The 19,594-nt window shown below is 46.7% G+C and carries 12 protein-coding genes and 1 tRNA gene; 5 read left to right on the top strand and 8 right to left on the bottom strand.

What is annotated here, in order from left to right:
• Nucleotides 1-147 precede the first annotated feature (147 nt).
• On the bottom strand, nucleotides 148-3,105 hold the full coding sequence (locus tag HMPREF1212_RS03325) for a PEP/pyruvate-binding domain-containing protein (protein WP_046148429.1): 2,958 nt from the start codon (nucleotides 3,103-3,105) through the stop codon (nucleotides 148-150).
• Nucleotides 3,106-3,541: 436 nt separating this feature from the next.
• On the opposite strand from HMPREF1212_RS03325, the gene gdhA reads away from it, so the two are divergent.
• Complete coding sequence (gene gdhA / locus HMPREF1212_RS03320) at nucleotides 3,542-4,876, top strand: NADP-specific glutamate dehydrogenase (RefSeq protein ID WP_046148428.1); 1,335 nt, start codon at nucleotides 3,542-3,544, stop codon at nucleotides 4,874-4,876.
• Nucleotides 4,877-4,951: 75 nt separating this feature from the next.
• Here the strand turns inward: gdhA and ruvC are convergent, their stop codons facing one another.
• Together ruvC and HMPREF1212_RS03310 are read right to left on the bottom strand one after the other, a co-directional pair.
• Nucleotides 4,952-5,512: a crossover junction endodeoxyribonuclease RuvC gene (ruvC, locus tag HMPREF1212_RS03315; protein WP_046148427.1), complete on the bottom strand. Its 561-nt coding sequence runs from the start codon at nucleotides 5,510-5,512 to the stop codon at nucleotides 4,952-4,954.
• Nucleotides 5,509-5,823 (bottom strand): DUF4286 family protein, encoded by a 315-nt coding sequence (locus tag HMPREF1212_RS03310; protein ID WP_028726067.1) that lies wholly within the window; start codon nucleotides 5,821-5,823, stop codon nucleotides 5,509-5,511. The genes ruvC and HMPREF1212_RS03310 overlap by 4 nt, the downstream gene beginning before the upstream one ends.
• Nucleotides 5,824-5,903: 80 nt before the next feature.
• Between HMPREF1212_RS03310 and HMPREF1212_RS03305 the strand changes: the two genes are divergently transcribed.
• The 3 genes from HMPREF1212_RS03305 to HMPREF1212_RS03295 all read left to right on the top strand — a co-directional run bounded on the left by HMPREF1212_RS03305 (nucleotide 5,904) and on the right by HMPREF1212_RS03295 (nucleotide 6,742).
• Nucleotides 5,904-5,977: transfer RNA gene (locus tag HMPREF1212_RS03305), tRNA-Ala, on the top strand.
• Between the two features lie 103 nt (nucleotides 5,978-6,080).
• Nucleotides 6,081-6,344 carry a type II toxin-antitoxin system HicA family toxin gene (locus HMPREF1212_RS03300; RefSeq protein ID WP_046148426.1) on the top strand — a complete coding sequence of 88 codons (264 nt, stop codon included), beginning with the start codon at nucleotides 6,081-6,083 and terminating at the stop codon, nucleotides 6,342-6,344.
• A 59-nt stretch (nucleotides 6,345-6,403) separates the two neighbouring features.
• Nucleotides 6,404-6,742 (top strand): type II toxin-antitoxin system HicB family antitoxin, encoded by a 339-nt coding sequence (locus HMPREF1212_RS03295; RefSeq protein WP_046148425.1) that lies wholly within the window; start codon nucleotides 6,404-6,406, stop codon nucleotides 6,740-6,742.
• An 85-nt stretch (nucleotides 6,743-6,827) separates the two neighbouring features.
• Here HMPREF1212_RS03295 and HMPREF1212_RS03290 read toward each other — a convergent pair whose 3' ends face one another.
• Genes HMPREF1212_RS03290 through HMPREF1212_RS03280 form a run of 3 tightly spaced genes read right to left on the bottom strand, consistent with a single transcriptional unit; the run spans nucleotide 6,828 to nucleotide 13,465 of the window.
• On the bottom strand, nucleotides 6,828-8,399 hold the full coding sequence (locus HMPREF1212_RS03290; protein WP_046148424.1) for a sulfatase family protein: 1,572 nt from the start codon (nucleotides 8,397-8,399) through the stop codon (nucleotides 6,828-6,830).
• 23 nt (nucleotides 8,400-8,422) lie between these two features.
• Nucleotides 8,423-10,255 (bottom strand): RagB/SusD family nutrient uptake outer membrane protein, encoded by a 1,833-nt coding sequence (locus HMPREF1212_RS03285; RefSeq protein WP_046148423.1) that lies wholly within the window; start codon nucleotides 10,253-10,255, stop codon nucleotides 8,423-8,425.
• A 12-nt stretch (nucleotides 10,256-10,267) separates the two neighbouring features.
• Nucleotides 10,268-13,465: a SusC/RagA family TonB-linked outer membrane protein gene (locus HMPREF1212_RS03280; RefSeq protein WP_028726071.1), complete on the bottom strand. Its 3,198-nt coding sequence runs from the start codon at nucleotides 13,463-13,465 to the stop codon at nucleotides 10,268-10,270.
• A 331-nt stretch (nucleotides 13,466-13,796) separates the two neighbouring features.
• Between HMPREF1212_RS03280 and HMPREF1212_RS03275 the strand changes: the two genes are divergently transcribed.
• A complete protein-coding gene (locus HMPREF1212_RS03275) occupies nucleotides 13,797-17,657 on the top strand; it encodes a hybrid sensor histidine kinase/response regulator transcription factor (protein ID WP_232430040.1) in 3,861 nt (1,286 codons plus the stop codon).
• Here the strand turns inward: HMPREF1212_RS03275 and HMPREF1212_RS03270 are convergent.
• Complete coding sequence (locus HMPREF1212_RS03270) at nucleotides 17,654-18,439, bottom strand: porin family protein (protein WP_046148421.1); 786 nt, start codon at nucleotides 18,437-18,439, stop codon at nucleotides 17,654-17,656. The genes HMPREF1212_RS03275 and HMPREF1212_RS03270 overlap by 4 nt on opposite strands.
• A 13-nt stretch (nucleotides 18,440-18,452) precedes the next feature.
• Nucleotides 18,453-19,547 carry a PCMD domain-containing protein gene (locus HMPREF1212_RS03265; RefSeq protein WP_046148420.1) on the bottom strand — a complete coding sequence of 365 codons (1,095 nt, stop codon included), beginning with the start codon at nucleotides 19,545-19,547 and terminating at the stop codon, nucleotides 18,453-18,455.
• Nucleotides 19,548-19,594 lie beyond the last annotated feature (47 nt).

Below are 19,594 nucleotides of genomic sequence, written 5' to 3'. Positions count from 1 at the left end.
CTATTCTGATACACAAATGCGTATATTAATCCGCCTAATTATATACGTTTTAATTTTCATGCGCTATAAGATAGTTACAAATGTATATGAATAAAATAACACAAAAAAGCCCTGAGAAGAAAATTGTTGAAAAACAACAACTTTTTCTCATTCCGGCTTAAGTACCACGCCTAAACTCTTCTTTCCATCCATCTTGATAACGATCGGTTTATCAAAATGAACATGCCGCAGATACTCCGTATCCTCGACAGCCGGCAAGGCATTCAGGTAGGCCTCATCGAACCAGCCGTCTCCCTTGAACGGATTGATGGTGAAATATCCGACACCGAAAGAGGTCAGGTTCTGGAAGAAGTGCGTTCCCTGGCTCGGATCGACACGGTAGTTCTCAAGACCACATTCCACTATTACGCGGGCATTGCTGATATGCGGCCACTTCACCGGAATACCCAACCAGTGGTCGCTGCTTCCCCAACGTCCGGGGCCGACCAGTACATAGTTTTTTTCCTCTTCGGTAAAGCGTCGGTTCAGTTTCTCTATTTCATAAGCGATCAGCTGATTGTTCGATGAATTGAAAGCACCGCTTTTCACATAGATAATATCCTGTACATCCGTTACGATGCCATGTCCGAGCACGCTGGTAGACGACAGGATCATCTCTTCGTTCTGCACCTGCGTCAGATCCTCATCCATAATCTCCTTATTATCTACGATCGGCCGGATCTGAAGGAGATAGAAGGTTGCCTTATCGTGATTATTCGGATCGACATTGACGGCGAACTCGATCTCGACGGGACGTCCCATCTCTTTCTGCCCGATACTGAGTAATTCATCCAGGGTCTTGGCCAAAGGGAATACATCATGTTGCAGGATATTGACGAAAGACAGGATTTTCCGTCCGCCGGAATAATAACCGTCGCGGATAATCTGATCGTAAGGATCGTAAGTAGAAACAATATATTTCAGGGAACCGTCTGCGTCGGCCTCTTTCAAGCCCAGGCGCGTCAGATTAAACGAGTCGTCGATAGAAAACTGTTCCGCCAGGTTCTTCAGGTCGAGCGCATAAAAACGGGTTTGCGTTTCCCGAAGGGCGAAATCCATCGTACTCATTTGCAAGATATTGTGCGGGTGACGCGGGGAGAAACGCAATGTCTGTCCGCCATCCACGATATATTTACCCAGTCCGAGGGCGATATTGGCAATGCCATCTTCCGCCTTCTCGTTGCCGATCGGGTAGAAATTCAGTGAACGGGCCACACCGGAAATAGTCGGGTAGAAATGATCGTTGTAACGGTTTCCTACCACTTCCTGCAACACGACCGCCATCTTCTCCTGGTCGATCAGGTTGGATGTTGCCGTCATATACGCCTTACTATCACGATAAAAGACGGAAGCGTACACCGCCTTGATGGCATCGCTCAGAATACGCAGCATCTCATATTTATCTTCCATGCGGGGAACCATATAGGTAGAATAAATCCCGGCGAACGGTTGATAATGCGAGTCCTCGAGCAGGCTGGACGAACGGACGGCAATCGGGCTCTTCACCACATCGAAGAAAGCCATCAAATCGTCGATCAGGCTGGCCGGCAGACTGGCACGAAGGAAGTATTTAAGGATCGTCTCATCGTCCGCATCACTCAGGGCGATGGGCAGCAACTCGTTCGTTTCCATAAACTCGTCGAAGATGTCGGTACATATCACGACCGTCTTCGGTATGTTGGTATTGAAGTTCTCCGTTTCCAGTTTGGGGTAACGTTTCACCATCGCCCCCATAAAGGCCAGGCCTCTACCCTTTCCTCCCAGCGAACCTTCGCCGATACGGGCAAAGTTACTGTATTCGTCGAAACGGTCTTTCTGGTAGATGGCTACTACACCGGAGTTCTTCATCCGGCGGTATTGCACGATTAGGTCGAATATCAGTTTACGAGCCTCATCCATATCTTTATAGTCGCTCACATCCACCCGCTTCAACACCTCTGCGGGCGGAAACATGGCACGCGAATAGAAGAAGCGAGAGAAATGGTTGCGCGAAAGATGGTAGACCAGCGAATCGTCGGGGATCTGGAAGACTTTCTTCTGCAAATCCTTCAGGTCTTTGATACGCATGATCTCTTCCTTTGTCTGCGGATTAAGGATCACGAAGTCGCCGAACCCGAAACGTTGCATGATCTTCTTACGGAGATCCTGCGGGTAACTCTTCGAATTCTTATCGATAAACGAAGCTCCCAACTCTTTCGCATATACCTTATTGCACGACTCGGACGACTCCAGGACAAAAGGAATGATCAGCCCCGTCTTACGGACATACTGCCCGAACTTATACCCGGCATAAGGATCTTTCACCCCGTCGTGCATGAAACTCATATCCGAAACGATACCGAGCATATTATCCCGGTACTGGTTAAAAATGCGGACAGCTTCCTCATAATTACGGGCCAGCTTGATCTTTGGACGCCCACGCATACGCAAGGTACGCTGATGACCGTTCAATGCTTCCTGCGCAAACATCTGGCTCTGCTCCAGCACGAATTTATATAAATGTGGCAAAGCCGAAGAATAGAAACGGATAGAGTCTTCCACCAGCAGGATGATCTGCACGCCGACACTCTTCGTATCGTCGGGCGCATTCCATTTATCCTCTATCAACTTGATGATGGCCAGCAACAGCTCCGCATTACCCAGCCAACTGAACACATAGTCGATCGCGCTCAGGTCTTCGTTGGCAATACGTTTGGAAACTTCCTTCGAGAAAGGTGTCAGCACCACGATCGGAATATTAGGATAATGCACTTTGATTTCTTTGGCCGCCGCAAAGATGTCGCGGTTATCCATATTAGGCATACAGATAATCAGTTCAAAGTTGCGGTCTTTCAGCTCGGCAAGTGCCTCTTCTTCCGTTGTCACCTGGGTAAAACGGGGAGGATAACGAAGGCTCAGCGAAGTATATTCGTTAAATATCTGTTCGTCTACCCGCCCATCGTCTTCCAACATAAAGGCATCATATTTAGTGGCGATAAGCAATACATTATATATACGCTTATTCATTAGATTGGCGAAGGATGTGTCTTTAAACACAAGGTTCTTAAAGTCCGGTATTCCGCTCATAATGATTTTATAGAGTTATATACGCCCAAAAGTAAGGAAAAAATCAAATCCGATGCAGAGTATTAAGATTTTTCTCCCGACATTCTATTCTTTTCCTCTCTATTCACTAATATTTTTCTCCTATATTTTTTTCTTTTGAGCATGCTAAAAATTAATTTTGACCATGCTAAAAATCAATTTCGAGCTAGCTCAAAATTAAATTCATGCTAGCTCAAAAGTATAAAAATACGTATGTTAAAGATTAGAATATGCCTGATAAATAATTAGTTTCCCGGCACTTTGATACTAGTTGGACGAAGGGTAACCGAAAACGTCTGCAATATATGCATCAATAACATATCCTGAACTGTCAAAAAGAAAGCAAAAAGCTTGGTCAATCCGTAGAATTCCCTACATTTGCCTACATAATGTTATTCCTTAAAAAGCAATAAACGCTATGAAAACAGAAGTTATTTTATCTGCACTGGAAGCAAAGCACCCGGGTGAAAAAGAGTACTTGCAGGCCGTGAAAGAAGTTCTTTTATCAATAGAAGAGGTTTATAACCAGCATCCTGAATTCGAGAAAGCGAAGATCATCGAGCGTTTGGTTGAACCGGAACGTATCTTTACTTTCCGTGTACCCTGGGTAGACGATAAAGGTGAAGTACAGGTTAATTTAGGATACCGCGTACAATTCAATAATGCGATCGGCCCGTATAAGGGAGGAATCCGTTTCCACCCGTCTGTAAACTTATCCATTCTTAAGTTCCTGGGTTTTGAACAAACATTCAAAAATGCGCTGACTACATTACCGATGGGTGGTGGTAAGGGCGGTTCAGACTTTGCTCCCCGCGGAAAGAGCGATGCAGAAATCATGCGTTTTTGCCAGGCTTTCATCATGGAGCTGTGGCGTAACCTGGGGCCTGACCGCGATGTTCCGGCAGGTGATATCGGCGTAGGGGGCCGCGAAGTAGGTTATATGTACGGAATGTATAAGAAACTGGCACGCGAAAACACCGGTACATTTACTGGTAAAGGTATGGAATTCGGCGGTTCTATCCTTCGCCCGGAAGCTACGGGATATGGCGCCCTTTACTTCGTACATCAGATGCTTGAAACTCATGGCATCGATATAAAAGGAAAAACAGTGGCCGTTTCCGGTTTCGGAAATGTGGCCTGGGGAGCAACAAAGAAGGCGACAGAACTGGGTGCCAAAGTAGTTACGATCTCCGGCCCTGACGGATATGTGTATGATCCGGACGGTATTTCGGGCGACAAGATCGAATATTTGTTGGAATTGCGTAACAGCGGTAACGACATCGTGGCTCCTTATGCTGAGGAATATCCCGGTGCAACCTTCTATCCCGGTAAGAAACCCTGGGAACAGAAAGTGGATATCGCCCTGCCTTGCGCTACACAAAACGAACTGGATGCAGACGATGCCCGCAAACTAATAGCGAACGGTACTTTATGTGTGGCTGAGGTTTCAAACATGGGTTGTACAGCTGAAGCTGTCGATCTATTTATCGAACACAACCAGTTGTTTGCTCCGGGTAAAGCCGTTAATGCCGGCGGTGTAGCTACTTCGGGATTGGAAATGACACAGAATGCCATGCATATCTCCTGGACTGCCGCTGAAGTGGATGCCAAACTGCACCAGATCATGAGTGCGATCCACGAACAATGCGTAGAACACGGTAGAGACGGTAAATATATTAACTATGTGAAAGGTGCAAACATTGCCGGCTTCATGAAAGTGGCCAAGGCGATGATGGCACAGGGTATTGTATAAGCTATACATTATTAAATAGAAAAAGTCCGGAATATGCGTTCCGGACTTTTTTATGTTATACAGGAGAGATCGGCTTTACTTCCGGACTTTATCGGGGTTCTTCGCGAGGAAATCCTTCCAGCCGGAATATTTCTTTTCCGAGATCGGGTTATTCGTCTGGAAATAATGGCAAACGGCGGCCGCCAATCCGTCGGTGGCATCCAGTTGCGGCAACATCGACTCTTGCGGAATATGCAGGAAACGTTGCAACATTCCAGCAACCTGTTCTTTAGCTGCGTTACCATTACCGGTGATAGACATCTTGATCTTCAGCGGGGCATATTCAAAAATAGGGATTTCGCGTTCAAGGGCAGCCGCCATAGCTACGCCTTGTGCCCGTCCCAACTTCAGCATACTCTGCACATTCTTTCCGAAGAAAGGGGCTTCGATAGCCAACTCATCGGGATGATACTGATCGATCAAAGCCAATACCCGCTCAAAGATCTTTTTCAGACGAAGGTAGTGATCTTCATACTTATTTAGTTGCAGCACGCCCATAGCTTCGAGCTTCGGCTTATTCCCTTCGATCTTCAGGACACCATATCCCATCACGATCGTTCCGGGGTCTATACCAAGTATGATACGGTCTTTGATCATAGATCCAGTGCTATATCTTCCAGTAGCGTACTGAAACCGACAATCTTAGGGCCAAAACGTTGCACCAGCTCCTGTTGCAGGGCACGGCCTTCATTCTGCAACCAGTATTCCAGTGTCTCATAGTTCTTTACATGGAACTGAACCGAGTAACTGGAAGCCTCTTCCGTTTCATCCTGCAGGATACGACGCAGATAGGGAGTCATCAGAAAACCGCTTGCAGCAGCTCTGGGAATATAGTCTTTCTTGAGATAATCCACGCATTCGGCAAGGATATCATTCTCTATATTAAATGTTGTATTATAAATAATCATCGCTTTTCGTATAAAATTCTTATACAAAGATAGTGCTAATATCAGGAAAAGCCCTATATTTGCACTCGAAAATAAACAACGGGGGATTAGCTCATCTGGCTAGAGCGACAGACTGGCAGTCTGTAGGTGATCGGTTCGAGTCCGATATTCTCCACATGAACACCATAAGAAAGCGACATTGCTTCTTATGGTGTTTTTTATATCCCTCAGCCCTTGCTTGCAACTAAAATATAGTTACATTTGTAAAAACAAAAGCAATGGGTACTAAGGATAAACTGATCGATCGCTTTACAAGCCAGCCGTCCGATTTTACTTTTGACGAGTTAGAAAAGCTATTGAAGCATTTTGGATATGAAAAGTCCAATAAAGGTAAGACGTCCGGCTCAAGGGTTGTCTATAAAAACGCAGACAAGCGTCCGATCATGATACATAAGCCCCATCCGGGAAATATTATCAAGCTATATGCAATGAAGCAAGTACTCAATGATTTAGTTGAAGCTGGATTTATTAAAGAGAAGTAAGAAAGCACAATAGATAAGTTAAAAACAGGGCGGCAACCTGATAAATGCGGCATAAACAAATGAATACATTAACTTACAAAGGCTATATCGGTTCTGTGAACTTTAGTGAAAAGGACAACGTCTTTTTCGGTAAAATAGAGGGTATAAACGGACTTGTGAACTTTGAAGGCGAAAGCGTAAAAGAACTTACAGCGGCTTTTCATGAAGCAGTAGATGATTATTTGGCTTACTGCGAAGAAGAAGGGATAGAGCCTCTTAAAAGTTTTTCCGGCTCTTTGAATGTTCGCATATCTCCTGAGATACATAGCCGGATTGCATTGCTTGCCAAACAAGCCGGGGTATCTATCAACGCATTCATTAAACAAGCTTTGGAAAAGCAAATAGCCTCTATGCTATAGATTGAACTAAAAGTCGATCATACGAAAAAAGGCTGCTCCTGAATTATCATGGAACAGCCTTTATTATTTTACCTGTCTATATCTATCAGCTTTTTGCCAATTCCGACTCTATCGGGTCGTCATACTGCTTCTGTAGTTTGTGGAGTTCATCTTTTAGTTGTTTGATGATCTCTTCGTTGCCCGGTTCGTTATAGATGTTCTTCATTTCCATCGGGTCGTTCTGCAGGTCGTACAATTCCCATACATCGATGTCGTTGTAGAAATGGATCAGTTTGTAACGATCCGTACGAACTCCGTAATGGCGTTTTACCATGTGCTCTGCCGGATATTCGTAGAAATGGTAATACAATGAAGTACGCCAGTCTTTCGGATGTTCGCCTTTCAGCAGCGGCAGGTAAGAATCTCCCTGGATATCTTCAGGTACCGGAGCACCGGCCAGTTCAAGGAACGTAGCCGCATGGTCGATATTCTGAACCATTTCAGGGATATCACCCTTTATGCCTCCCGGATAACGTACCAGCATCGGCGTGCGGAAAGACTCTTCATACATAAAACGTTTGTCGAACCAACCATGTTCGCCCATATAGAAACCCTGGTCGGACGTATAAACGATGATGGTATTATCCAGCATATCGTTCTTTTCCAGGTAATCCAGTACGCGTCCCACGTTGCGGTCTACCGAGTGGATCACACGGATATAATCATGCATATACTGCTGATATTTCCATTCGGCCAACGCCTTATCGCTCAGCTTTCTCTCTTTGAAGTCCTTGATGATCGGGTCGTAATGTTTATCCCAGGCAGCTTTCTGATCGGGATTCATCCGGTTATACATCGCACGGCCGGCCTTCTCCAACCCTGTCTTGGTATGGATTTCGTTCTCTTTATCGGCCAGTTTCAGGTCATAAACAAGATCCATATCCTCGATAATACTCATTTCCTGCTCGGAAGCGGCAATGCGGCCTTCGTACTTATCGTAGAAAGTTTCGGGGATAGGGAATACAACGTCGTTATACAGATCCAGGTCACAAGTATCGGGCATCCAGGTACGGTGCGGAGCCTTGTGATGCAGGAGCAGACAGAACGGTTTATCCTTGTCCCTTTTCTGATCCAACCAGTCGATAGCCAGGTCGGTCGTTATATTGGTGGCGTATCCTTCAATCTGTTTCTTTTCCCCGTTATCGATGAAATACGGATTGTAGTAATCCCCTTGTCCGATCAGGATATTCCAGTAATCGAATCCTGTAGGATCGGAAGTAAGGTGCCACTTACCGACAATAGCAGTCTGGTAACCGGCTTGTTTCAATAACTTCGGGAAAGTCTGCTGTCCGCCGTTGAACGTCTTTGTGTTGTCGGTAAAGCCATTCTTATGGCTATGCTTACCGGTCAGCAGGCAAGCGCGGCTCGGCCCGCTTAACGAGTTGGCTACAAAGCTGTTTGTAAAACGGACTCCTTCTTTGGCGATACGGTCAATATTAGGCGTCTCGATGAACCGGTTATCGTACGCACTGATTGTCTGGTACGAATGGTCATCACACATGATGTAGAGGATGTTCATGGGCTTTTTGCTCTCCTCCTTTTCCTTGCAGGAGGGCAGCGATGCCAACATCGCTGCTCCTGTCAAAGAAAATAATACTGTAGATCTAACGTTTTTCATATATCTTGCTTATATAAATGAGTTTACCAACCCGGGTTCTGCTCCCATTTACCTCCTGTCAATGACAACATACGAGGTTGAATAGGTAACAGATAGTCGCGACCGACGTTAAAACGCCATCCTTGCTCATAACCGGCCGGATTGCTGGGCACTACATAACGCAGTGCATCGCCCGGTTTCCCTGTCAGGAAAAGGTTATTACCGGAAGACTGGTCGTAAACCAGTTTGCCGTCGTATTCGGGATGCTCTTGCAGGTTGCTTCCTACAAAAAGTGCCCCTTTCGGCCACTGACCGACAATAAGCTCTTCTGCAGCAGCCCAACGCAGGATATCTTCCAGGCGACGGCCTTCGCAAGCTTTTTCAATACGACGTTCACGGCGGACAGCCTGAATATATTTATTTAAATGACGGAAAGGATAATCAGATTCCTGATTGTACTCCCGATCAAAGTCAACGGCAGGCATACCAACGCGATCACGTAACGGTTGCAAAGCTACAATAATATTCTGAGAATTCGCAGCTCCGTCCAACTCAGCCATCGCTTCGGCATAATTTAACAGGATATCGGCATAACGGAACTGTATTGCCGGAGTCGCTCCCTTGAACTCAGCATCCAAACTACCGGTATAGTCGATCTGCACATGCTTCAGCAAGGAATAACCTGTCATATTCTGGTTATAGGCAGAAGAACCGATCAGCGGCGGTACCTGATAATAAGGAGCGGTATCATCCGGACGCAATTGCTGTCCCGGTGCACAAATCGTTTGTACCAGACGCGGGTCGCGTACGGTTGGCAATAGTTCGTTTCCGAATACTTTCTTGGCTTCTACCCGTTGCGTTCCGACAAAAGGTTTCCCGTCGATAGTCAGATAGTCGTCTACCAGTGACGAGGTCACTCCGACTCCACCGCCACCCTGGTTCAGGTAACGGTTCACGTTGTTACCTACCTGGTCACCGTCATACATCTTAAACCAAAGCACTTCCGGGTTATTCGACAGATCGGTAGTCTGGAACACTACGCGATAATCGTTCGTAGTATTTCCGGTGGTATATAACTTCCATACGCCACGATCCATCACCTCTTTAGCGGCAGCGGCAGCCTGGGTGAAATAGCTCTTTATCTTTTCGTCCGTCACAGAAGGATCGAAGAACTTATCTCCTTTTGCCTTATGGTATTTCTCCCACGTACCTTCAAACAAAGCGACTTCGCTTTTCAAGGCACGGGCCACATCCCTGTGTACACGCATAGACGCGCTGTTGTTCTGTTCTTTCAGATACATGATCGCTTTATCCAGGTCAGCCAGGATACTATCGGCCACAACCGTACGGCTATCGCGGGCCAGTTGCATTGCTTCTTCGTTCGGGTCGAGCGGCTCACTTATCCAGGTAAGCGGGCCGTAATCCACAAACATCTTATAATAGTACCAGGCACGGAAATAATAAGCTTCCCCTACATACTGATTATAATCGGCACTTCCTTCTTCCGCACAGTTGCCCAGGTTACAAAGCAGGAAGTTCAGGTTACGGATACCTGTATAGTTTGCCAGCTTGGAAGCACCGCTTAACGTGGTCTCCCCTGCCAGACGGGTACTTACCGAACTGGACGACATATTATCGCTATGCGTATCATACCCGGCAATATTTCCTCCACCACCGGCACCGAAGTCCTGCGCACGCAAACCGCTACCATAAGCCGCACCGGTCTGGTAGAACTGATCCAGATAGTTTCTCATTTCCCCGGTGCTGCTGAAAGGCTGTGCAGTAGAAAGCACACCTTCCGGCATTTTATCCAAATCAAAGCAAGACGTAAGGCTGAAAGCCAGGATCAAGCCTAAAAATATATTTCTTTTTTTCATAACAACTCTAAATTATAAATTAACAACCAAACCTACAGACAGAACACGGTTCATCGGATAGTTCTTACCACCTTCACTGGTATAATCATTTTTTGTATAGATCGATTCAGGGTCGAACATGCCTTTCAACTTTGTAAAAGTCAGCAGGTTCTCACCGGAGAAGAATACCTGAGCCTTCTGTAATCCGACTTTATTTGTCCAGATAGTAGGCAGATCATAGCTCACTGTCAGGTTTTTCAGGCGGCAATAAGCACCGCTCTGGATATACCGGTCGCTGGTAGTCATTGTTTTATCGCGGAACGGAACAACACCGCCTGCCGTATGGATATAAGGCTTCGGATAATAAGCTCCAGGATTGGATTCACTCCAGTAATCCAGGTGTTCCTTGAATACGGTAACCTGTGCATACGGGCCGCTACCCCAGAAATAAGCACCTGTACCCGGATTCCAGTCGCGTTTGCCGACTCCCTGGAACATCATGCTCAGGCTGATACCTTTCCAACTGATAGAACCATTCACGGTATATTGATAACGCGGGGTCGTATTACCGATCACCGTCATATCGCCCATATCGTCTAATGTGTTGGTACCGTTGTTCACTTTGTTGTCGCCATTCAGGTCGCGGTATTTAACATCGCCCGGTGTCCAAGGCTTACCGCTGATAAATGACAGGTCGTATTTTTCATTATAAGCATCCGCTTCTTCCTGTGTCTGGATCAGGCCATCGGCACGATAGCCCCAGATCTCACCCACCTTCTTGCCGGTGTACCAGTTATCTTTGGGATTCGTTCCGGTCGGGTTGGCATATTCGGTTACTTCCGAAATGGCATCGGAGATTGAACCGCCGACAGAGTACTGGATATCAGAACCGATCTGTCCGCGATAGTTCAATGCCAATTCCCAACCCCGGTTACGCATACGTGCGTTATTTGTTTTAGGAGCATCGGCTCCGAAGAAATCAGGGAAATCGACTCCCGGGCCTAACATATCTTTTGTATCGCGCTGGAATACGTCGAGCGTACCGGTCAATGTATTTCCTAAGAAGCCGAAATCGATACCGATATTCTTACTTTCTACTTTTTCCCAGGTCGTATTCGGATTCACTACCCCCGGAGCTTTTGTAAAGACATGACGTCCGTCGGAGAAGATATAATTACCCAGACCATCATTCAACGCCATCGTTGCAGCAAACGTATAAAGGGCTGCACCGGCCTGATTCCCCAACAAACCATAAGAAGCACGGAGCTTCAGGTTCGATAATACATCCGTCACAGAGCTCATGAACTCCTCGCGGGTGATATTCCATCCCAGTGAAACGGAAGGGAAGAAACCCCAGCGGTTGCCGGAAGCGAAACGGGAAGAGCCATCGTAACGGCCATTCAGTTCCACCAGGTAACGTCCGTCATAATCATAATTGATACGTCCGAAGAAACCGCGGGTAGCCCAACCGTTGCGGGTATCGACCACCGTTTTGTCGCCTGTTCCCATACCGACGTTCGGATTAGTGGTTGAATACAGTCCTGTAATAGAGTTCTTCATCAGGCTGTAGCTGTAATCTTCTTCCTGAAAACCGGCCATCAAAGTGAAGTTATGCTTTTCGGCCAGTGTGAAAAGATAATTTGTATATAAGTTAACCGACTGATAACGTGAACGGTCATAGCTGCGGGTAAACTTACCGTCGGGCGACATGCCTAACTCCGAACGTACTCCCAGGGAAGTGCTCACACCGTCGGCACCATAAATAAGCGGGCTGACATTCAGCGCTTCATATTCCTTATTACCCATCTTATAGGTATAGTCGAAGAATATAAACCAGTTCTTTAGCGGATTGATTTCGAGACCGGCTGTGATATTCATGTTGTCGCGCTGCGTATTCGTATAAGTACCGCTTTGCAGATAAGGGATCATAGTCAGCTCCGTAAAGTTTCCGTTCGGGTCGACCGGAGAAACCGTCGGACGGAAACGCGCCAGTGAATGATAGAAACCTTCGCTGATACCGCCATCACCAAACGGCGTATTCTGGTCGGAATGCATGAACTTGGTATTCACTTTCAGCTTCATCCAGTTGGTCAGCTGCGAAGTAATATTGGCTGCGAAATTATAACGTTTATAATCCATATCGGCATAACGAAGGATTCCGTCTTCCGAATAGTATCCGCCCGAGATATAATACTGTGCCGCTTTACCGCCACCGCTCAGGCTGATATTATGGTTCTGCTTGAACGCCCAGTTCTTGTAATGCAAATCGAAATAGTCCACATTACCTACACCTGACTCCGAGTTCTCGAAAGCCGGGTTCATATTTGCATTGGGAGACAGTTCGAACCAGGGATCTATGCTGCCGGGATTATTGATATACTGTTGCAGCATACCCAGCTTCTCATCACTGTATAAACGGGGTGAACCGGCATTTACGGCACCTGCATTCCAGTACTGTGCAAAATCGTACGAATTAACCATATCCGGCAAAACAGTCGGAGAGCTCCAGCCCACTGTCCCCTGATAGTTGATACGCATCTTTCCTTCCTCCCCTTTCTTGGTAGTCACCAGGATCACACCATAAGCTGCACGCGCCCCGTAGATAGCACAAGCCGCCGCATCTTTCAATACCGAAATGTTTTCAATATCGCTGGGGTTGACATCCGAAAGGCTCATTTCCACTCCATCGACAAGGATATAAGGTTCAGCATTATTATCAAGGTTTCCCTGTCCGCGCAAGGTCAGAGAACCGGTACCACCGGGACGGCCTCCGCTGGAATTGCTCACCAGCAACCCCGGAACCATCCCTTGCAGGCTCTGCACGGCATCAGCTACCGGGCGACGTTCCAACACCTCGCCTTTTACCGAAGAAACCGAACCTGTCAGATTCACTTTCTTCTGAACACCATAGCCTACGACTACTACTTCACTTAAATCCACTGCGTCACTAACCATTTTAATTGTTAAATTCGACATGCCTTCCTTCACAAGTATTTCCTGCGGGATCAGGCCGATATACGATACCAACAAAGTCTCTCCGGGCGATACGGTAATGGAAAACTTTCCATCCGCATCGGCAATCGTTCCGTTCAGGGAATTTTTCACCTGAACAGCGGCTCCGGCCAGGGGCTCCGACGTTGCCTCTTCGAGCACAACGCCATTCACGTTTTGCTGAGCAAAACCAACAAAACAACATAACATCAATAAGAATGTTACAACAGATTTTTTCATAAAATCAAATTTTAAATAATAAAATAAAGTTCTCAAGACGGGTAACTACCCAGTGGTTTACCTCATGTAAAAAATCAACTCTTACTATACCATAAGCGTTTATAATTAGTTAACTATTCACAACGCAAAGTTGCATTTTCCGTCACATCCCGATGTCAAAAAGCGTACTTTTCATGTCAAAATTCATCCCGAAGTTCTAATTAAGTCTGCTATTTTCAAGTTCAGATTGCTTTTACTACATTTGCAGTAGTTAGAATGAGATATGATGGAAAGAACCTCTGTTACACAAACTTTATACTTTCTGATTTTACTGTTTTTTTGCACCGGATCTATGAAAGGGAGCAATCCCAGTTATTATTTCCAACAACTGAGCCTCGACAAAGGACTCTCGCAGACAACAGTAAACACCATCCTCGCCGATAATAAAGGATTGATCTGGATCGGGACAGCTTCAGGACTGAATTGTTTCGACCGTTACGATATGAAAAGTTATTTCCATGAGAAAGACAACCCTCATTCCCTCCCCGGAAATACGATCTATTTTATCACCGAAGATTCCCTTAACAACATCTGGATATCTACCAACAACGGGTTGACCCTGTATGAGAAAAGTAGCGATTCTTTTCTACCCGTAGAATATGAAGGGAAAATCATCTCCGTCAATTCCTTCCATCTTGTGGAAGGAGCTATCCTTTTCAGCACGAACGGCGGACTTTATATATACGATTATAAAGAGAAAAGCCTTCGTAAGAAGCCTATCATGCAAGCCGATTCCTCCCCGTTCAATCCATTTTATATGTTCCTCTGGGATGAAGACGAGCTATTGCTGGTTTCACCCAATGCCGGGACATTGCGATACAACTTTGTCACCGGAACCGTCACCCCTACGAACTATCCGCTTCAGACAAACCTGAATGCGGCCTGGCTCGACAGTGAAAAGAAGCTTTACCTTTCCTCTTACAAAGAAGGGATCGTCTGTTATGGTACGGACGGGAAACAACTCTACCATATCTCCACCCAAAACTCAAAGCTGACGAACGATGTGGTACTCGATATCACAGAAAGAGAGAATAAGCTGTGGATCGCGACCGACGGCGGCGGCATTAATATAATGGATAAGAACGATCCTTCCGACATATCATCCATCATGCACACGCCGGGCGATATGAACTCTATCCCCGTCAACTCCATCAAATGTATTTATCAGGATAACCAGGGTAACATCTGGGCCGGGACGGTCAGAGGCGGTATGATAGGCATCAAGGAAGTCTTTATGAAAACATACAAGGATGTCCCCCTCAACCGTACCAGCGGGTTGAGCGAAAAGTCGGTAGTCAGTATCCATGAGGACAAAAAAGGACGGTTATGGATCGGGACAGACGGCGGCGGCATCAACCAGTATAACCCTTATACGGATACCTTCAAACATTATCCGTCCACTTACGGCGACAAAGTGGTTTCCATTACCGACTATTCGGATACGGAACTATTGGTTTCCTTATACACGACAGGCATCTTCCTTTTCAACAAAGAAACGGGCCAATCCCGTCCCTTCTATATCATAGACAAGGAAACAACGATCGACCAATGTTTCAGCAGTTACGTCAACCTGGCTTACCAGGTTACGGACGAATGGTTCTATTTCATCGGGAAGAATGCCATCAGCTACAACAGACGTGCCGGAAAGTTTTCTTTCTTGAAAATAGACGGGAACAGGCTCGCTGTCGGTGCCATGAAAATGGTTTGTGCAGACGAACATGCCGCCTATATCATCCAAAGCAATAAACTGTACGAAGTACGTCACGGGAATGACACGCTGCGGGTGTTGCTCAGTATCGGGCAACATGAAACGATCAAGGCCGTTGCCCGCGACAAGAACGGTATTTTCTGGATCGGGACGGAGTATGGTTTCGGCTATTTCGACTCCCATACAAAAGAGTTCACCAAGATCGAAACCAAGCTGTTCAATAGCGTATCCACCCTCCTGCTGGATGAACAGGAACGGCTTTGGATCGGTGCACGCAACATGTTGTTCACTTACGACCTGAAAAAGAAACGGTTCGCTTCGTGGGGAGAATCGGATGGCTATACGACTAACGAGTTCATCTATAAGTACCAGGTATCTTCCATCTCCGATTATATCTATCTGGGGGGAGCTTCCGGTTTGCTGCGTATCAACAAGAACATTTCGACCAAGGAAGAACCGTTGCCCGAAGTCAGGCTGATGGATGTCTTGCTGGACGGAAATTCCTGCATCGACAAAGTACAAACCAAAGATAACCGGATCACAATCCCCCACACCCACAGCTCGATAGAAATAAAGGTGATCGCAATGGAAAAAGATGTGTTCAGAAACAAGCTGTACCGCTACACGGTGGTCGGACTCGACAACCAGTACACCGAAACATACAGCCACATCCTCTCCCTGCGTATGCTGGCTCCCGGCAACTATTCGATACAGGTTTCCTGCAACTCGAAGAGCGGTGAATGGAGCGAACCGGCCGACGTGCTTCATATCACGGTGACGCCTCCCTGGTATCAGCGCCCTTACGTATACGCCATTTTTATTATCCTGTTCGTCCTGACGTTGCTCCGGCTCGATTACGTTTCTCGCCGCCGCAGGAACAGGAAAATGCAATGGAAGATACAACAACATACCAATAAGATAAACGAAGAGAAAGTCCATTTCCTGATCAATATCAGCCACGAACTGCGTACCCCGCTGACACTGATCTATGCCCCGTTAAAAAGGATACTCGACAAAAATAGCTGGAACGATCCGGATACACTGAAAGGCCAGCTGGGCGGCATCTACAAACAGGTACTCGATATGCGTAACATCATCAACATGGTACTGGATATGAACAGCCTGAAAGAAACAAAGAGCCCGCTGCATAAAACACCCCATGCACTCAACGAATGGATCGTCTCGATAGCCAAAGACTTTGAAAGCGAGTTGGAAGCCCGGAATATCCGGATAGACTACCACCTGGACGACAGGATCAGTCAGGTTACCTTCGACGGTCAGAAATGTACGACCGTCCTCTCGAACCTGCTGATGAATGCGTTGAAGTTCAGCTCATCGAATACAGTGATCACCCTGTCCAGCCAACTGCGGGAAGACAAGGTATATGTCAGCGTTGCCGATCAGGGGATCGGGCTGGGCAATCTGGATATCACGAAGCTATTCACCCGCTATTATCAGGGCAACCATGAGAAGTCGGGAAGCGGTATCGGCCTGTCTTTCGCCAAAGTATTGATCGAACGCCACGGTGGAACGATCGGAGCGATGAATAATGCAGACGGTGGGGCAACCTTCTTCTTCGAACTGCCTCTCGGTGCAGCCCATGATGATCCATCGAACGAAGAAAACCAGTACGACACCTGGCAGCCGGTCGAAACACCGTCGGAGCCGGCAGCGTTCTCTACCGGCAACTACTCCGTCATTATCGTTGAAGATAAGAAAGAGTTAAGTTCCTTCCTGAAAGAGTCGTTGCAAGAGTCGTTCAAGAATGTTTATGTAGCGGCCAACGGAGAGGAAGCCTTGGAGATCATTAGCCAGAAACATCCCGATATCATCGTCAGCGATATCATGATGCCAAAGATGAACGGTTACGAGCTATGCAAAAAGATCAAGGAAGACATAGCCACCAGCCACATCCCGGTAGTGCTTCTCACGGCAAGGGGCGATCTGGACAGTACCACGATGGGTTACAAACTGGGAGCGGACGCTTACCTCGCCAAGCCATTCGATATGGAGTTGCTGCTGGCCGTTATCACCAACCAGTTGAAGAACCGTGAAGCCATCCGGCAGAAATATAAGGAAAGCCATCTGCATCTGGCAGAGGCCACTGTCGCCCCGACAAACAACCTGGATGAAGAATTCATGCTGAAGCTGAACAAGCTGATCTATGATAACCTCTCCTCCCGCGAACTCGACGTCAAGTTCCTGACCACCCAGATGGGTATGAGCCGCACCCCGCTTTATGCCAAGCTCAAAGCGTTGACCAACATGGGGGTAAACGATTATATCAATATGATCCGTATCGAAAAGGCTTCGCAGTTGTTGACTGGATCAACCCTAAATATAACGGAGATATCCGAAGCCGTCGGCTTTGAATATCCCCGTCATTTCAGTACCCTGTTCAAACAGATTAAAGGGATGCCACCGTCGCAATACAGGCGCTCTTAAAACGCGTACCCGAAACCGATATTCAGATAAATCGGATACATGGCGAAAGTGATCGTATCAAAGTCTTTCTTAAAGATATCATTCAATCCCCAGGTCAGATCGGCATATACATTCAAGTGCTTGAACGCTTTCCATTCACCGCCGAGTTGCATACCCCACTGGAAGCGGCGCAGGTCTTTCGAGAAATCGTAAGGAGCACTTTTACCGTCTTCAAATATCACCTTGTTTCCTGTCGGATCGTTCTCGCGCAGGTAACCATCATACACGCTTCCGGTAAAGTCACCTTCCAGGCGGTAAGACACGTACGGGCCGAGATTCAGTTTCCAACGGGGAGAGACACGCCAGGCAGCCAACACAGGAACAGTCAGGTAGGAATTGCTAACCTTGGTCTTTACCTGTCCCGTCCAGTACCCTTTCATCAGCTCGCCGCCATCACCGATAATCTCCATCTTATAATTCTTCACACGCGCATCCGTTTTCATTCCCTTCGTTTCGAGACGCAGGGCAACCATAACGCCCCAAGTGCGGGCAGGATCGAGCCATTTCGTTACATTCCCCTCGATAGCTACCTGCAAAGTCGGGTTATAACTGTCGATAGAACGTATCTCTTTGGGCAAAGGGATCGGAGCCGTACCACCGATACTCAAACCGGCTTTTACTTCATACTCCAGACCGATCAACGATGATTTGATGATCCCCTGATTCCGGTCTTTCTGAGCCGAAAGAGTGACAGACACTAATAATAACAGACTCAGAATACTTATAAATCGATTGTTTCTCATATTTCTATCAGGTTTATTCTTCCACGGAATGGATCAGTTCAACTTCATCTATATATAATGTACTACCTACCGCACCGTTAAACAAGTCGCCTTCTATACTTGAAGAAAAGACGATGGCCACGTTATACTGTCCGGCTTCCAGCTTCGCTTTATCTACCGTCTTGCCCGGAAGAGTTTTGAAAGGAAGATAGAATTGCGTCCATTCATCCGTTTCCTTAGCATCTTCGATACGGGCGATCGATACCAGGTTCGGATGCGAGAACTTGTTGGTTCCGTCGAGCGTCCTTACCGTTTCGCTGGTTTCATAGAAGATGGCATATATATCGAACATATCATGTTTTCCCTGTACGATCTTGCCCGACTCCGAAAACTCTGTTCCTGCCTTATACTTATAATATCCGGTCAGATAAGTCGGCACATGTTCGAACGGCATACCGAATTTCGTCGCCTTCAAAGCATCCGTAATAGCACTAAGCATATCGAATGTACCCATGAATAAGTTTCCGGCAGCAATCGGCATTCCTACATCTGCTCCGAATTTACCGGTCGAACGGGTCACCAGCATGGCACATTTTCCTTTATAACCGTCATTCGACGCCATCGTAGGATAATTCTCACGCGGGGCACTCATATCGGTAAAGGCAAAGCCAGGGTTACCGCTGGCCCAGTCCATGATGCTGCCGCCGTTACCGTCAGATTCATAGAATATATCATAGCCGGCATTACCGCCATGTTTCACATCTTCAAAATGATATTCCGTACCGATACCCGTAACGATATAAGTTACTTCATACCGTTTTTTCCATCTTCCGTCCTCGGAAGTAACGGTATAATACTGGGAAGAATTAAAATCGAGAGTCGTACCGCTGGCCGGTGAAATTGTAGCCCCCGGTGTCAGAGTAAACTCGGGAGACTGCTTCGACAAGTCGGTATTGGCTTTAACCATCAAGGTTATTTTATCGTTATCAATAATCGGTTCGCGTCGTAATATCTCTGCCGGAACCGTACAAACCACGATATCGGCTTCCGCATTAGGAGCTTCGTCCTGTATACAGGACATCCCCATAACACATAATAAAAGACAGGTTAATAAGCGTGTCAGCTTCATTTTGTTTCATTTTTGGTGGATACTCTTTACATCGCCTTCTTCCGAAA

The sequence above is a fragment of the Parabacteroides sp. HGS0025 genome, assembly GCF_000969845.1.
GTDB lineage: Bacteria > Bacteroidota > Bacteroidia > Bacteroidales > Tannerellaceae > Parabacteroides > Parabacteroides gordonii.
Note: the sequence above shows the minus strand (reverse complement) of the source record. Positions and strands in the feature narration are given on the sequence as shown.

Excerpts from the sequence above, each read along its gene's own strand:
- HMPREF1212_RS03280 (WP_028726071.1), bottom strand. The coding sequence starts at position 13,465 with ATGAAAAAATCTGTTGTAACATTCTTATTGATGTTATGTTGTTTTGTT.
- HMPREF1212_RS03275 (WP_232430040.1), top strand. The coding sequence starts at position 13,797 with ATGAAAGGGAGCAATCCCAGTTATTATTTCCAACAACTGAGCCTCGAC.
- HMPREF1212_RS03300 (WP_046148426.1), top strand. The coding sequence starts at position 6,081 with ATGGGTACTAAGGATAAACTGATCGATCGCTTTACAAGCCAGCCGTCC.
- HMPREF1212_RS03285 (WP_046148423.1), bottom strand. The coding sequence starts at position 10,255 with ATGAAAAAAAGAAATATATTTTTAGGCTTGATCCTGGCTTTCAGCCTT.
- ruvC (WP_046148427.1), bottom strand. The coding sequence starts at position 5,512 with ATGATCAAAGACCGTATCATACTTGGTATAGACCCCGGAACGATCGTG.
- HMPREF1212_RS03265 (WP_046148420.1), bottom strand. The coding sequence starts at position 19,547 with ATGAAGCTGACACGCTTATTAACCTGTCTTTTATTATGTGTTATGGGG.
- HMPREF1212_RS03295 (WP_046148425.1), top strand. The coding sequence starts at position 6,404 with ATGAATACATTAACTTACAAAGGCTATATCGGTTCTGTGAACTTTAGT.
- HMPREF1212_RS03270 (WP_046148421.1), bottom strand. The coding sequence starts at position 18,439 with ATGAGAAACAATCGATTTATAAGTATTCTGAGTCTGTTATTATTAGTG.
- gdhA (WP_046148428.1), top strand. The coding sequence starts at position 3,542 with ATGAAAACAGAAGTTATTTTATCTGCACTGGAAGCAAAGCACCCGGGT.
- HMPREF1212_RS03290 (WP_046148424.1), bottom strand. The coding sequence starts at position 8,399 with ATGAAAAACGTTAGATCTACAGTATTATTTTCTTTGACAGGAGCAGCG.
- HMPREF1212_RS03310 (WP_028726067.1), bottom strand. The coding sequence starts at position 5,823 with ATGATTATTTATAATACAACATTTAATATAGAGAATGATATCCTTGCC.
- HMPREF1212_RS03325 (WP_046148429.1), bottom strand. The coding sequence starts at position 3,105 with ATGAGCGGAATACCGGACTTTAAGAACCTTGTGTTTAAAGACACATCC.